14 protein-coding genes are annotated in these 14,855 nt (G+C 30.3%); 3 read left to right on the top strand and 11 right to left on the bottom strand.

Features of this window, described 5'->3' with window-relative positions; all coding sequences use genetic code 11:
• The first annotated feature begins 124 nt into the window (after positions 1-124).
• Together ACAM25_RS12795 and ACAM25_RS12800 are read left to right on the top strand one after the other, a co-directional pair.
• Positions 125-586, top strand: a complete 462-nt coding sequence (locus ACAM25_RS12795) for a hypothetical protein (protein WP_369610089.1) — start codon at positions 125-127, stop codon at positions 584-586.
• Positions 587-1,309: 723 nt separating this feature from the next.
• Positions 1,310-1,756 (top strand): hypothetical protein, encoded by a 447-nt coding sequence (locus tag ACAM25_RS12800; RefSeq protein WP_369610090.1) that lies wholly within the window; start codon positions 1,310-1,312, stop codon positions 1,754-1,756.
• 326 nt (positions 1,757-2,082) lie between these two features.
• On the opposite strand, the gene ACAM25_RS12805 is transcribed toward ACAM25_RS12800, so the two are convergent.
• From ACAM25_RS12805 to ACAM25_RS12845, 9 genes are all read right to left on the bottom strand, one after another.
• Entirely contained in the window at positions 2,083-2,865 is a 783-nt protein-coding gene (locus ACAM25_RS12805; RefSeq protein WP_369610091.1) for a M56 family metallopeptidase, read from the bottom strand.
• Positions 2,866-3,504: 639 nt separating this feature from the next.
• The gene (locus ACAM25_RS12810) at positions 3,505-4,182 is read right to left on the bottom strand and encodes an MBL fold metallo-hydrolase (RefSeq protein WP_369610092.1); all 678 of its coding nucleotides are present in this window, start codon (positions 4,180-4,182) and stop codon (positions 3,505-3,507) included.
• Positions 4,163-5,296 (bottom strand): U32 family peptidase, encoded by a 1,134-nt coding sequence (locus tag ACAM25_RS12815; protein WP_369610093.1) that lies wholly within the window; start codon positions 5,294-5,296, stop codon positions 4,163-4,165. The genes ACAM25_RS12810 and ACAM25_RS12815 overlap by 20 nt, the downstream gene beginning before the upstream one ends.
• Positions 5,297-5,503: 207 nt before the next feature.
• On the bottom strand, positions 5,504-6,133 hold the full coding sequence (locus ACAM25_RS12820) for a hypothetical protein (protein ID WP_369610094.1): 630 nt from the start codon (positions 6,131-6,133) through the stop codon (positions 5,504-5,506).
• Positions 6,130-6,681, bottom strand: a complete 552-nt coding sequence (locus ACAM25_RS12825; protein WP_369610095.1) for a molecular chaperone — start codon at positions 6,679-6,681, stop codon at positions 6,130-6,132. The genes ACAM25_RS12820 and ACAM25_RS12825 overlap by 4 nt, the downstream gene beginning before the upstream one ends.
• Entirely contained in the window at positions 6,682-8,064 is a 1,383-nt protein-coding gene (locus tag ACAM25_RS12830) for a 4Fe-4S binding protein (RefSeq protein WP_369610096.1), read from the bottom strand.
• Between the two features lie 5 nt (positions 8,065-8,069).
• Entirely contained in the window at positions 8,070-9,440 is a 1,371-nt protein-coding gene (gene nrfD, locus ACAM25_RS12835) for an NrfD/PsrC family molybdoenzyme membrane anchor subunit (protein WP_369610097.1), read from the bottom strand.
• On the bottom strand, positions 9,437-10,147 hold the full coding sequence (locus tag ACAM25_RS12840; RefSeq protein ID WP_369610098.1) for a 4Fe-4S dicluster domain-containing protein: 711 nt from the start codon (positions 10,145-10,147) through the stop codon (positions 9,437-9,439). Before ACAM25_RS12840 ends, nrfD begins: the two co-directional genes overlap by 4 nt.
• A 17-nt stretch (positions 10,148-10,164) precedes the next feature.
• Positions 10,165-13,290 (bottom strand): molybdopterin-dependent oxidoreductase, encoded by a 3,126-nt coding sequence (locus tag ACAM25_RS12845; RefSeq protein WP_369610099.1) that lies wholly within the window; start codon positions 13,288-13,290, stop codon positions 10,165-10,167.
• A gap of 161 nt (positions 13,291-13,451) precedes the next feature.
• On the opposite strand from ACAM25_RS12845, the gene ACAM25_RS12850 reads away from it, so the two are divergent.
• Entirely contained in the window at positions 13,452-13,955 is a 504-nt protein-coding gene (locus ACAM25_RS12850; protein ID WP_369610100.1) for a hypothetical protein, read from the top strand.
• On the opposite strand, the gene ACAM25_RS12855 is transcribed toward ACAM25_RS12850, so the two are convergent.
• Together ACAM25_RS12855 and ACAM25_RS12860 are read right to left on the bottom strand one after the other, a co-directional pair.
• On the bottom strand, positions 13,944-14,261 hold the full coding sequence (locus tag ACAM25_RS12855) for a hypothetical protein (protein WP_369610101.1): 318 nt from the start codon (positions 14,259-14,261) through the stop codon (positions 13,944-13,946). The two genes, ACAM25_RS12850 and ACAM25_RS12855, sit on opposite strands and share 12 nt — an antisense overlap.
• Positions 14,251-14,766: a hypothetical protein gene (locus ACAM25_RS12860; RefSeq protein ID WP_369610102.1), complete on the bottom strand. Its 516-nt coding sequence runs from the start codon at positions 14,764-14,766 to the stop codon at positions 14,251-14,253. The genes ACAM25_RS12855 and ACAM25_RS12860 overlap by 11 nt, the downstream gene beginning before the upstream one ends.
• Positions 14,767-14,855 lie beyond the last annotated feature (89 nt).

Consider the following 14,855-nt stretch of genomic DNA (forward strand, 5'->3'; position numbering starts at 1 on the left):
ACCTAAAAATTGGTACCAATTTATTTGATTACTTTTTCTAAAATGAAATTATATCAAGATAGTACTAATAATCATATGAAATAGTCAACAAAATTTTTTATATTTATAAGTAGTAATAAATAGTATGGGAGTTATAATTAAATCTGGGTCTAGTTTAAAGAAAATAAGTATTTATACGCTTGTTGATGTAGCAGTATTTTTTATTACAGCTTATTTAGCTCCTTTAGTTAAATATAATTTAGCAGATATAGTAGTATTTGACATTTCATTCTTTCTTTTGATACTATTTGTAATACTACTTGTTCTCTCTATTAGAAAAGGAAGCATAATTGTTACAGATGAAGGGATTTATTTAAGATGGCTAAGGAAATATTACATACCATGGAGTGAAGTTAACAACATAGATCTTAAAAATACAAGGCTTTTTATATCACCTTTTACCAGAAAACTTGTAAAGGAATATGCGATACAAATTTATACAAATAATAAATTATTTGAGATAGAAGTTCCAAAAGCGAAAGAAGTATATGAGAAAATGACAGAGAAAATACAAAAAATACGTAAGAATAATATGAATGAAAATTGAAAAATTTCTTAATTCAAAATTTAATTCATTAACTCCTAAGTATTCATCTATTAATAATTTAGAGTATTAAGATTTCTATATTATAACGATGTATACTATTCAATTATAATAATAAAAATTATGCATCTAGTATAAATTTCATTAATTAAAAATAAATACTGTTAGTTATAAAGCATCTTATAAATAATAAAGAAATTTATATAATTATAAACTATACTGATTGCATTAAGGTATGATATCTATACAAAAGCATAGTAATGTCGAAAAGCATTAAAAATGATTTAGGTCACATAAGAATTAATTACTCTGGGACTAAGAACGACTAATTTGATAATCCTGCTTAATATGAGTGTTTTTATAAAAAATATCTATTATCTGTACTTCTGCCTTTAAATAAGTGATGCAATATCTAATCGATGACTCAAGTCTTAGGTTTTTATAGTGTGGGGAAGTAAGACTATTGCCTAGTAGAGAATGAGCAATCAACTGGTAATTTATGGTATCTATAGTTTTAATGATAGCTTCTTAATTTCAATGTGAGAATACAAATTATTTCTATGATTTTCCTATCTACTCTGACCTTTATCATATACAAATCTTCTCTTAAATTTTCGCATAGAGACGATTGAGATTTTTACTATATATGATACCATGACTAGCTTTATTATTTCATTTAATTAAACGAAGAGAGACTTTTTAAACGTTTATTATTAACAATATTATATGAAGTTTATTTATTTAGGAATTATCCTTATAATAATTGGAATTAGTCTTTTATCCTTAGTACTCTTAGCTAATTCAAAGTATGTTAAAATAAACAGTAAGGTTGAACTATATCCAAATTCTACTTATGAAGTTCCTTATATAGGTAATGCTGAAGTACTATTTAGTTATAATTTTACTTCTCCGGTAGAAGTTTTCGGTTACCCTTCTTCTGCAGTAAAAATTAATGATAGCTTAGATTATGTAATTTGCTTCTTTTCATCTTCGCCAGGAAATATAACAATAAAGAATAACAATGTTTTCCCTTCTATAGTTAATTACACTCTTTATGAGACTAGTGGTATAGGATTATATTCAGATTATTTAATCTCATTAGGCCCTATTATTATCACGTCTGGTATTGTTTTAATCATATATGAAAAAATAATAAGGAAAAGACCAAGATGAAGATTATATTAAGCTAGTTAGGTTTCTGTACAAGTTGGGTCTCATTGGATTTCGTTTACTATATATTATTCTTCTCATCCACCTTGTGGAAACCGTATATTTTAGTTTCTTTTATCACTACTATTTACTAATTTTCTATACACATGTAGTTTGATCTAAGAGCATTTCACGCTTTTATGGAAATTGTTTTCAACAGCCGATTTTGTTTTTATAAATTCTCTATATAAAGGATTAATTTTCCGTAAGAATGAGGATACAAAGCATTTCAAAACTTTTAGCTTATTTCATTTTTTGTTTTATGTAAATCTTTTTTAGTAAAAGATAAATCAAGATTCATATTTGCTAAGGTATCTAAGTCTATCAGATAATGAAGGATGAGTTCTGAAAAAGCTCTTATCCTCTATTGTATTTATTAATTGTTGTTTTATAAAATATAATTGGAAATCAGGAATATCTCTGAGTAAATAACTAGGGATTGTTCTGCCTAAATAACCTATTTTTATTAAAGCGTTTTCTAAATACACTGTTAGCCATCTGTTATTTTTAACTGCTGTAATGTCAGCCCTTTTTTCTAACCATCTGTGAAATAAAATAAAAATAGGGAAGACAAGAAAGAAAAGAACCATGCCTAAAATGAAGTTTATATTAAAGGCAAAGAGATATATAATATCGTATAGAATTAAGCCAATTACTTGAATTTCCATGTCATGATTTCTTATGTGAGATAATTCATGTGCTGTAACAGCTATTAATTCATTATCTTGTAAGGAAGTTAAAATAGATGAAGTATAGCCTATACCCTTGAAAAATATATTTCCAAACGCAAAAGCGTTAGTGTAATCAGTATACGTAATAAACACTTTAGGTTTTCTCATTCTGAATAGATTAGAAGTGTAGGAAACAATAGAATCTAATCTCAAATCGTAACTTCTTTTTAACTTAAAAGAAATAATCATAATATAAGGAGAAAGAAGATACCATATAAAGAAGACTAAGCTTATTTCTCCAATCTCTAAATAAAAATTTGAAGGAAAGAATGAAGAGACAACGAAAGAGAGAAGTAATAAAACAGCAAAAGAAAGAAAATAATATCTCCACCAATACTTCATAGGAAAATATTTGAGTAAAAGATAATATATATTATGAAACTAAAAATATGTTCTAATCCTCGCATCTTAATTGTCTCATGAATTTTATCTTCTATTTCAGACAAAATTAATAATTTTACTTTTCCATCATAATTAAGTAACTTGTTAAAGCATTTATTCTAGTATTCCAGTAGATCTCTTTTCACCAATTATTAATATTCTCTATCTCACCATTAATTACAGTATAAATTCCTTCAATCTCCATAAATATAAACATCCATACTTTAGTAGAATATATAACGTTTAGCTTCTTTCATATCATTAATTTGAGTTCCTCAATTCTGAGGTGAAAACATTAATTTTGAAGATAGGGTATAATGTTCTGAGGTAGGGTGTATAAACACTCTCTTTTTATAAGGAAGGATTTAATTTCTTCCTCGTCTACATGTTTCGCCATCTGGATTAACAGTAAAAATTACATTTGCAGTTGTTTTACTTTCTGGTCTTCAATATGTAAGTAACTTCATTTTTAAGGAAAGTTTAGTTAATTATATTTATAATCTTTAGAAAATAATAGCAAAAACGAAAAGTAGAAACCAAGATAAATAATTTATCTTGATATCTTTCGTTCTTCTTAACTTAGAAGAAAGCAAATATTTATTATCTGAAATACAATTCTCCATGATATGGGATTAAGATCTTATATGGTAGTGCCATTAAATTATTAAATGCCTCTAGTGCTTTCTCATAATCCCAACAGAAGAACTTAAGAGGAGGTTTTACTCCGTTTATATTTCTAATAGCATCCCCTGCAATTAAAATACCATCTCCAAATAATGCTATATGACCCTTTGTATGTCCGGGAACATGAATTACTTTGAATCCAGCTAATTCTTCTCCCCCTTTTAATTTGACATCAATAGTAGGTAATTCAATTTTCATATTTTCTATTCTATTAATTGTTTTTCTTATTTCTTCCTCTGGTATATTAAACTCTTTTTTTACTTCTTCTACGGGAATTTTTCCTCCAAGATTAAACTCCTCTAACTCATGAGCATATATTTTTGCTTTAGCTTCTCTCCTTATCTTTTCTGCATTACCGAAATGATCCGGATGAGCATGAGTAATTACAATATCTGAAATATCTGAAATTGAATATCCCCAAGATTTTAAGTATTTCTCTAAATTCTCAAAATTTTCCGGTAAGCTAGTGTCAACTAACATTAATCCTCCGCTAGGTCCATTTTCGATTAGCACAACATTATGATTTAAAATAGTGCCGAAAAAGTCTGGTTCAAGCAATTCTATTATTCTTATTTTATTGTTTATTTTTACCATCTTCTCTAAACCTCGGAATAAGTTCTATAGGTGGTCTTATCTTATCTCTAGGCAATTCTCCCTCAACTCTTATGGTTTTTTCTGCTATAATATCACAATATTTACAATCTTCACAACTTCTTTCCTCACATCTATTATATTTAAAATAACTTAACCAGTTAGGAGGAAATGCATTATTATCAACATATATTTTCATCAAAATTTCATATTGGGATGAGGAATTTATTTTCCTTAATGCGGAAGTAGTAGCTCTACCTTGAACATAACTTAAAATATCTAATAAGTTTCCCTCGTATTTTCTTTCTGAATAAGCTTTTACTACATTAACTAACCAGTCTGTCTTTTTATTTCTACCAGCTATCTTAAATCTGTCTATTCCTATTTCCTCGTAATAATGAAGATCTTCTGGTCTTATCCATCTCATTCTAATTATGTTAGCAAAATCATTTCTAACTTCTGTAGCGCAGAAAAGGACTGGAAATTCATACCAAATTCCTTTTATTCCATCTTTTGCTGAGGCATAAGAAGTCACTTGATCATGGGTTAACTTATATGGGCAACCCCATAAACAAGTGTTATTTGTGATTACTTCTATGTCAGCATTATATTTCTTAGCCAACTTTGCAGATTGTTCCAAAAGAGAGAAATTACGGTTAGTATCCTCATCCATAATAACAGTATTAACTCCCATCTTTAGGTATTCCTCAACTTTTCTTATGTGAGTAATTCTTGCAAATGAAGAAACTGAAACTTCAATATCAGGGTACTCTCTTTTTATGAAATATATTAAAAAAGGTAAGGCAACTATAAAGCCATCAACTCCGAAATTAACTAACTTATCTACTTCTTTTTTCAAATCTTCATGAAATTTTTCACTATACTCTTTTCCATATAAATTAGCTGTATTCATAGTGTAAAGAAATTTTATCTTATAAGAATGGAGTAGTTCAATATGGGACTTTAATCTTTCGTCATCAACTTTAGGTAAAATAAATGATGCTCTTCCATGTCCTGTCAAAGTTTCTGTCTGGCTTCCATACATATATTTTACTGGATATTGATGAATTTTCTCTACTAACTCATCGTCAAAATTTGTTGCAACTACGAGACGCATAAACTATACTCTCATGGTATAAATTTAAAACTTGTGTATTTATTTTGTTTACATTATTTTTGAAAGTTTATGTTGAACTAATTATCATAAGATAGTCATTAGTCCAATGATAATACTTGGAGAAATGAATAAATAGAATTCAAAAATAAAGTTTGAAAATAAAACTAGCATTTATGATAAATTGAGGTTTCTATTAATGTAATGCATTTAAATTATTCCATAAAGAAATAACGACATTCCTATAAATTCCGAAATATAAAGTACTTGCCAAAAACCTGAAGCTACCAGCATTCCACCAAATCCTAAAACTACAACACCTAAAATTACACTGGTTAGTTTTGTTTTGTTACCCTTAAATAATAGTGCCCTAGCTGCTAAAAATAAGATTAATCCAGTTGCTGGTATCGTTATAACAGATGAAGTTGCTGGAACTAAAGGGGGAAAATTCATTGGTATTCCATTTGATGAGATTCCAAATGGGGAAGATAAGATAATTCCTAAAATGAGAATTACTGTAGCAATAATAGAGTAATAGTAATAATATTTTAACCATCTCTCTGATAACTGTTGAGCTGAACCTAAAGATAAGAACAATACTAATTCAGCAACTAAGAAGGAGTATAACGCACTTGATACAGGATCATTATCTCCTATAGCAAATAAGACTTGAAGCAAAGAAGCAATGAGAAAAGATAAAAATCCTAAAAAATAGAATAACCACATCTTATTTTTCTTATAATTATAATTTCTCCAAGAGACGTAAATTAACATTAGAGCAATAACTAAAGTTATAATTGACCACGCTAAAGGCTGATAATATATAGTCATGTTACTCAAGATTCTTTCATTTCTGCAGTGGCTAAAATTCTTTTCTTTTCGCTTTCCGTAAAAATTTTAATGGTTTCACCAATAAGTCTAGTGTATTCTCCTTTCGAGTATCTTATTATATCATCGGCTAATCTAGGAACCCAGTTCAATATGTGTTTTAAGATAAAAGTATTAGCATTTTTCTCATCATGAATATATAATAGGAATGATACAAACTCCATTTCAGTTGATATATGATCTGGCATTTGTTTTTTAGGATTTATCCCATATTTCAAATACTCTTCTAGGACTCTTTGGGCTGATAATCCAAATACAGTCTTTTCAACATACCATGACTCGTAAGGAGGACATTTCACATGTTTAAAATCATTAATAAAGCATGAGGTAAACTCTGTAGCTATTTTATCGTAATTTTCTTTCTCTATCACTTCAAATATTTTTTGTAAATAAGGATAATAATCTCTATCTTCCAGACCTCCAACTAAAGCCTTAATTCTATCCATATATCTAGGTCCTAAAAACAAATATGTAAAGACTTTATAATCAACCCAACTCATTTATCCCACACCCTTTTTAGGCTTAAATTTTGCTTGAAAACCAAATCTCATCTGAAAAGCATATTCTGCTCTGTGTTTAGGACATCTTTCTAACCATTCATCATCAACAATAGCTCCTCTTTCTTCCATAATTTTTTTAACGTGATTTAAACTTCTTCTTGAACCTATCGGAGTTCCACAGACTCTACATCTAACTAGCTCATCTTTAAATATTATTTTCTCTTCATTAATAGCTTCCTTACTCTTGGAAACTTTAATCACCTTTTCTCCTTTTCCACAAGACTCTGGACAGACATTCATACAAATATTACATCCAATACAACTTGTAGGGTTAAACGTAATCCTTTCCTCCTCATTATCTCTTACAAGCTTAATTGCTGATGTAGGACACCATTTTACACAACTTTCACATAAGGTACAAGAATTATTATGTATACTAACGTCAAATTGAATATAAGGTAAGTTTTCTTTTTCCATAATTTTCTTTCTTGCTTCTGCTCTATTAAAATAATTTTCTGAAGAAATTTTCAGTTCTTTAACTTCTTTTTCTTCAATTTTCAAATTGGGTGAGATAAAATTTATTCCACCAATTTTATTATTATAATCTGTGATTAATTGAATAAAATTATTTAAATTACTTTGTAATTCACAACCTGGGCATTCAAACTGAACTTTTCCATTACTTCTTAGTAGAAGTATATCAACTTCAGAAAGCATAGCTAGGCAAGGTAACTTTACACCATTACTTTTCTCATTTCTATAACAAGTTATTTTTTTATCACCTTTAATCTTTGCCAATTCAAATATTGATTGTTGAGATATTGATGGAAATTGCAAAGCACTTACGGGACAAGAAGCAACACATAGTCCACAAGCTTTGCATTTATCATAATTTATGATTACTCCAGATTTCTTATCTACAGTTATTGCATTATAAGGACATGACTGCTCACATACATTACATGCTCTATAAAGCCATTTACAATAATCATTTATATAAATCGGTTTATCAACTTTCTTTTTTATTATTTTCACTTTTCCTAAAATTAAATCCCTTCTTGATACGCTTTCGCTTTTTTCTTCTTCTATTGCTAAATCGGCTGTCCAAGAGTTAGTTAAAATTACTTTATTATACTCAATTTCTTTTTCTCCCCAACTAGGATCTACAATCCTAACTAATAATGGATTTATTCCGGCCTCCTCTATAGCCTTCTTATAAGTCTCAATGTGATTTTCATCTACTTTACCAACTAAAATAACTGCTTTGGAGCCTTTAATTTTTTCTGCAATTTCGTGAGAAGACTCATTTTCAGAGATAAAAAAAATGTTAACTTGAAGCCTAACTAATGGATTAGGTTTAGTTAGATCAATTTCTTCAGTCATTTTTCTCACTTAAATATCCATACATGTTTCGGTTCTTCCTCTTCTTCTAATGGTAGCAATAGAACACCTAAAGTGTAAACTCCAAGTAATAACAGTACAGATCCTACAAACCACACTTCATCATAGAAGGGAATATGGAATGGTAATAAATTCCATAGGGGTCCGTGGTTAAAGATACTACGAAGTTCATATACCCAATTTGAATTAGCTGGTGATATTGGCGAAATTGTATAATACCAAGTTATTGATTGTGGAAGAATGTCAGCTAATGTTACTATAGAGAACATTCCTATAAGCGAAAATACTGCTGATGCTATGAGTGCTTTAGCACTACTTTTTGCATAGGCTATTCCGTAAAGTATTATTGGAATTACTATTCCAACAATTACTATTCCTACCCAGAACGGTATGCTATATACTCCATATAACAATATGTTAGCCCAAGGAGCAGTTTCCTGATTTGTTGCAGTTAACCACATCCACCATAACATTAGAAAGCCAATTGCTATAGTAGATAGTATCCCATCTCTTCCTAATATTTTATATATGTTTACTCCGTTGCTAGATGGATCTTGTACCTTAACTTCCCCTTTTACTTCAATTGGTTTATTAGATTTTAACTTTCCATAAATTGTACTTACGAGTGCTATCATTGCTATTCCTCCATAAAATGATAGAATAACAGTCAATATTGACATGAAAGGACCAAATTCATCTACCCAAGTTGATAGATATCCAAATACCGAACCTAAGTTAGCGTCTAGTACAACTTCAGCTACGATAGCGTAACCAATAATTAACGCATCAATTCCTAGGACAATTCTTAACATGCCCGGTATTTCTATTTTTAACTCACTTGATAACCAGCCTAAGAATCTACTAATAGGATCCCTCTTGTTTTGTTTCTTTATTTTTTCTCCTATTAATAGTAAAATTTCAGCTATAATTCCAATGCCTACCAATAGATATAATACACCGTTCCACGCAATTCTTGAAGTATCTCTAAAGCTTAAGTAAATATACATTGCTTCAGCCGGTTTATATGTTGAGGCAAAAACCATTATCCAACCCGGAATTAGTACAGCTAAGGCTAGCCACTCATTTCTCAATGAGAATTTATTAAATGGATTCTTATCTTTGTGATTCTTATTAAATAACTCATATAATGAGTTGTATGTACTAACACCAGTCCCTATTATTCCAAAGAAGATATAGCCAATAACTAATAATCCCCAAGGTATCGGCTCATCATTAGGTTCTGTGAATGTTACTTCACCATTAAACCATGCTGATGGATTAAAACTCATACCATAAAATAATATGCCTCCTCCTAGTAATATGAAAATTATAGTCCAAGCTAATAAGATCTTATTCATGAATTATCACCCGAATTACTTACATATCTTTCTAATTGCCTATTAAAGACATAAAATACCTTAGGTTGGACATTTAATTGCGGATTTAATACTACTGCTTGTCCAGTATTGACTAATATACTGACTTCACTATTAGGATCATCAAGACATCCAAACACTCTTGCTCCACCTGGACAAGTTCTAACACATGCTGGCGTATTTGTTCCATCTGGTGCTGTTCCATAGCAGAATGTACATTTATCTACGTGAGGAACCACATGAATTAAATTCTCTCCATAATACTGTTTAGCTTTTTGAATGTCTTCGTACGTATAGAAATATCTTGCTCCATACGGGCAAGCTTCAACACAGTATAAACAACCCATGCATTTATATTCATCAACTACTACAATTCCACCTTGTACAATCTGTGTAGCCCCAGTAGGACAAACATAATAGCATGGAGGGTTTTCACATTGCATACATAGTCTTGGGACAAATATCCTTTGAACATTAGGGTATTCTCCTATTTCTAGGTCTTCTACATGTGTTCTAAACAGTCCTTCCCAGAATGGTGTTTGATTCTCTAATGTGCATGCAGCAACACATGCATCACAACCTAAGCATTGATCTACTCTTACTACGAATCCCCAATGTTCACATTGTCTTGTATTACCAAATTTTTCATATGGATTTATAAGCTGATTTTTATTTAAAATTGTGGACATACTTTCACCCCCCAAAATTATAAAGAAGAAACATTACCTTGTGAAGCAAATGTGCTCCACTCATTTTGGGAAGCTGAATTATTTGGTTGTATATTAGCCATGTTTGAGGGTAAGGTATTTTCTGTATTAACTGATGCTAATTGCGTTGCTTGCTCTATTTCATCGGGTGTTGCTTTTCTTACATATACTGTGAATTGTTCTGATTGCCTAGATCCACTAAGTGGACTATAACTTGATGGCCATAATACAGATACTGGTTTATTTCCAAATTCTTGGATAGCTTTAATTGCTGTAGTAAGTGCAGGATTTCTTTGTCCAAATGCCTCTGGGACACCTATAGTATCTGGTCTTATCCAATTAGTTATATGGGCTTTTATTATAAGTTTAGGTATAGTTCCATCTGGATTTGGTAATTTCCATCTTTCTATAGCTATCCAATCTCCTTCTTGGATACCTAATTGCTGAGCCGTTTGTGGATGTATCCATGCCCTCATAAGTATGTCTTTATGGTAACTATCAGAGGCTATAGCCATTAAGAGAGGATTATCTGTACTTGATGTATAAGCGAATTGTGGTACCTTGTATTCAATATAGAACATTTCCGGTGGTGTAGGTTTAAATGCCGGATCATTATATGGTGGTGGAGGTTCTACATATACACCGGGTTGAACAGCATATCCGCCATTCCAATTTGGTGGAACTTCAGCTATTATAGGATCGAAAATTGGATCATAACCATAATTTTGAATTACATAATAGTATAGTACGGTTGAATAAATTTCTATTCTTCCAGTAGGTGTAGCCGCTGGTAAATCATATGGAATACGCTCATGATTTTGGAAGTATTCATCAACAGTTTTTATAATAAATACACCATTATTTCTTAGTATGCTGAATATTTGGTCTTTTGGTATATTATATTGTTTAGATAGATATGATACTAATGCTTCTCTCCAAGCATTAGCTGTGAAACTTCCCCAGGGCGGATATCCATTATTTTGTATAAGATATTGTTGATACTTTGGCATTTCTTCTTGAATAATTTGTTTAAATACTTCTCTATCTATATTATGTACGCTGGCCATCCAATTTACATAAGCATCTCCAGCTTCTTTGCCAAACATATAAGCAAACATGACAAACAAATCTAGTCCATTAGCAGTATTAGGCCATAATACCGGGATAGCTTGCCATCTTCCTCTATATGCAAGATCCATTGCCGGTCCATCAGTCCTAAATAGCTCATCTCTTTCTAAATATGAGACATCTGGTAAGATGACATCAGCATATAAACTGGCTTCAGTAGGTATAATATCTATCATTATATAGAATGTATTTTCTAATACTTGTTTATATTGATCCCACTTGAAATTGAACGGAGAACCCGCATAGCTCATGACCACCTTAGGTTTATAGGGCTGGTTATTCCACATTACTTGCCCCTGAACGGCTTCATAAGCTCCAGCATCAACAAAAAATGCAAAAGCCGCAGCAGGTTTCTTTCCTTGCTGTTTTAAAGTTTGATTGTATGCATACCATAATGATGGATATCCGTGTTGCCAAAAACTCGGATTATCATATGCACCTAATACTGCAAATATTGCTAACAAAGCTCCAGGCAAATCAAGTAAGGGTACTTTAGCTAAAATATCGAGCCTTTGCAGTAAAATTCCCGGTTTTGATTCACCAGATTGAATAGATTGGTTGTACGCATCGAGAACTTCTTTAATTCCTTCTCTGTATACAGCAGAATATACCCATCCTCCTCTTACATCAATGTTTCCTGTTAAAGCCATTATTATTGCTATAGCTTTTCTAAATTGAGGAGCCTGATCATTGAAGAATCCCTTTAATCCAGTAACTATTGTCATTGGTTTCATTGTGGCTATTCTGTATGCTAATTCTTGAAGTTGACTTAAAGGTACATCTGCTACTTGAGAAGCATATTCAAGAGTATAATTGCTAACTTTTTGAGCTAAAAACTGAAACACTGTTTGAACTTGAATCCCATTTACGCTTAATCCTTGTGGAGCATTTAAAGCTGGTCTTATTACATTTCCATTAATATCATACTTGTTTGAATTTGTAAATGGAGGTACTTTAACCACTTGTCCACTAATTTCATCATATACATAATAAGCCTTTACTGTTCCATCTTCGTAGTCTTCTTCCAATAATTTTACAACCCCATTTTCTTCGTAGGCTAAGAATGGAGCGTTAGTATAGTACCTTACAAATTCATCGTCATAATAACCGTTTTGAATAAGATAATTAATTATTGCCATAGCTACATAAATGTCTGAACCAGGTTTTATGGGTATCCACAAATTAGCCTTAGATGATGCCTCTCCCATTCTTGGGTCTACTGATATCACATAAGCGCCATTAGCAATACCTTCTCCAAATCTAATAGCTCTATTTACAAATATTCCTGCCGGAAATCCACTGGTTCCCCATGCAACAATTAATGAAGAATATGTCATGTCATCCATTAGATCTGTAGCATGTAGATCAAACCCACCTATAACAAATCCTATTGGTTGCTGTAGCGGAAATAGACAAGTCTGCATTGGTGTTCCATTAATTGTTGGCATTTGAAGACCTAGAGTAAATGGAATAAACATTGATTTGTAATTAGCACATGGAACACCTCCCCCAATTAGAATAAATTCATATGGCTGAACGTTTAACTCTTTGATTTTTTGCATAATATAATTAATAGCTTCCTCCCATGTAGCTTCTCTGAAGGACCAAGTTCCTTTAGGTCCAGTTCTTATTAGTGGTACTTTTAATCTATCAATATTATAAGTTCTAAAAATACCTGAACGCCCTCTAGCACATATTTTTCCTTTATTTAAAGGTGATAAAGGATTTCCATCGATTTCTATTGCTCTTATATAACCATTCTTATACTCTGTAGTAACTAATGTGTCACAAGTTGATGAACAGAAAGCACAGACATTTGGAATGTAAGAGTACTGCCACCCTGGTTGAAGCTCTTCATCATCTACTGGATCTGTCTGAGAAAACAATGCAAAATTATATTTTGATGCTAGATATGAAACTCCTGCGATTGCTGTCACTGCTGCTGAAGCTTTAAGAAAACCTCTTCTACTTAACTTCAAGTCATCCCTAAATTTCATTCTTATTCAAACTTTTAATAGAAACCGATAATATAAATTCTGATATTGAAAGTATATCGAAAACATAATTAACAGAGTTAAACTTTCATTGGACTTAAAATAATAGAGTCCAATGTATTTATTTCAGAAATCTTAAATTGTTCCAATGTTTAAAAAATCACATGGAAGGAATAAGAATTATAAAGATAGAGAGAACTATTCTTGATGATAACAAATTATTACTTATGTCAAAAGAGAATTTTGATAAAATTCTGAATGAAAAATACTTAAAAATATTAGTATCTGAGGATAAGAGAGGCTATAGTAAAAGCTATTATTATTTTATTTTAGATTTTTTGAAATCTTTAGGATTAATTAAGGATAACGCAATAGATTTCAATATTATAGTGCCCTTATTAATAACAGAAAAAGGACTATTCTTTCTGGATGAGTTAATGTATGTAGACAAAAAGAATAAGATATTAATTATAAAATCTAAATCAACTTTTGCTTGTTCTTATTGTCCACTGAAAGCTGAATGTGAATATGCCATAAGAAAAATTAGTAATCAGTTAGATATTACACCTAAAGGAGAAAACCAGTGTGAAAAATGGAATAGTATATTAAACCAAATAGTAAAGAGTAACTTGAAAAAAATAATCAAAAATCCTATTTTAGTCACTTAACCATCCATGTACGTATCCAAATAATTGATATAAAGGATTTATTCCTAATGGTAATGCTATAATAACCCAAATAGCAAACCCAATAAGTAATCCTAAAGATATTCTAACTAATCTTACATTACTTTTTCTAGTTAATAAATACACAAGTAATGCTCCAATAGGTCCTATGAAAAACATTATACCTAACCATCTTTCATTTCCTTTTTCCTTAATTAAGATATAAAATATAGCTATTATATAACCTATTCCAGCTAAGGCTCCTGAAGCAATCCAAAAGGGTGATAAATATTTTTTGTTAAATTTCATCAACAATAATTTCTTTGCACGAATTTAAAATTTTTTCGCTTAATTGATTTGTAATTTCTTTCAACTTTTCTCTTTGATTATGAGATTTATTCTTTAATTTAAAATCTTCTTTTACAAGATTTAAAAATCTTTCACATTCTACTCTATATGGACAGATAGAACATTTATTGAATATCATTCTATAGTCTACAATAAATAAAGTTTCGTTTTTACAATAGATAAAAGCAGGCTTAACAATAAGTTTACCATTATCTATGCTAAATGGTGAGATTAATTTAAATTTTATATAGTCACTTTCTATTATTCTTAATCCTTCCAAGAAATTTAATATATGATAATAATAACTTTTACTAATTCCAAATTTTTTATAATCTGAACTAAGTATAACATATATTATATTCTCAGTTATTAATTTATCAAATAAGTCTTCTTTTACCATTAGAAGTGAAGAATCTTCATCGTTTTTTCTTTCGCAATGAAACGATTTTACTAGGTGAGTTAACATATTCTCTTATTTTATACTTTGTACTTTAAAGTTTAAAACTTATTTTATACTTTCACCTTCTATTTAAATTGTGAGAACGTAAATTTAAT

Source organism: Sulfurisphaera javensis (assembly GCF_041154675.1).
In the GTDB taxonomy this organism is placed as follows: Archaea; Thermoproteota; Thermoprotei_A; order Sulfolobales; family Sulfolobaceae; genus Sulfurisphaera; species Sulfurisphaera javensis.

Coding starts and splice junctions, on each gene's coding strand:
- ACAM25_RS12795 (WP_369610089.1), top strand. CDS start 125: ATGGGAGTTATAATTAAATCTGGGTCTAGTTTAAAGAAAATAAGTATT.
- ACAM25_RS12800 (WP_369610090.1), top strand. CDS start 1,310: ATGAAGTTTATTTATTTAGGAATTATCCTTATAATAATTGGAATTAGT.
- ACAM25_RS12805 (WP_369610091.1), bottom strand. CDS start 2,865: ATGAAGTATTGGTGGAGATATTATTTTCTTTCTTTTGCTGTTTTATTA.
- ACAM25_RS12810 (WP_369610092.1), bottom strand. CDS start 4,182: ATGGTAAAAATAAACAATAAAATAAGAATAATAGAATTGCTTGAACCA.
- ACAM25_RS12815 (WP_369610093.1), bottom strand. CDS start 5,296: ATGCGTCTCGTAGTTGCAACAAATTTTGACGATGAGTTAGTAGAGAAA.
- ACAM25_RS12825 (WP_369610095.1), bottom strand. CDS start 6,681: ATGAGTTGGGTTGATTATAAAGTCTTTACATATTTGTTTTTAGGACCT.
- ACAM25_RS12830 (WP_369610096.1), bottom strand. CDS start 8,064: ATGACTGAAGAAATTGATCTAACTAAACCTAATCCATTAGTTAGGCTT.
- nrfD (WP_369610097.1), bottom strand. CDS start 9,440: ATGAATAAGATCTTATTAGCTTGGACTATAATTTTCATATTACTAGGA.
- ACAM25_RS12840 (WP_369610098.1), bottom strand. CDS start 10,147: ATGTCCACAATTTTAAATAAAAATCAGCTTATAAATCCATATGAAAAA.
- ACAM25_RS12845 (WP_369610099.1), bottom strand. CDS start 13,290: ATGAAATTTAGGGATGACTTGAAGTTAAGTAGAAGAGGTTTTCTTAAA.
- ACAM25_RS12850 (WP_369610100.1), top strand. CDS start 13,452: ATGGAAGGAATAAGAATTATAAAGATAGAGAGAACTATTCTTGATGAT.
- ACAM25_RS12855 (WP_369610101.1), bottom strand. CDS start 14,261: ATGAAATTTAACAAAAAATATTTATCACCCTTTTGGATTGCTTCAGGA.
- ACAM25_RS12860 (WP_369610102.1), bottom strand. CDS start 14,766: ATGTTAACTCACCTAGTAAAATCGTTTCATTGCGAAAGAAAAAACGAT.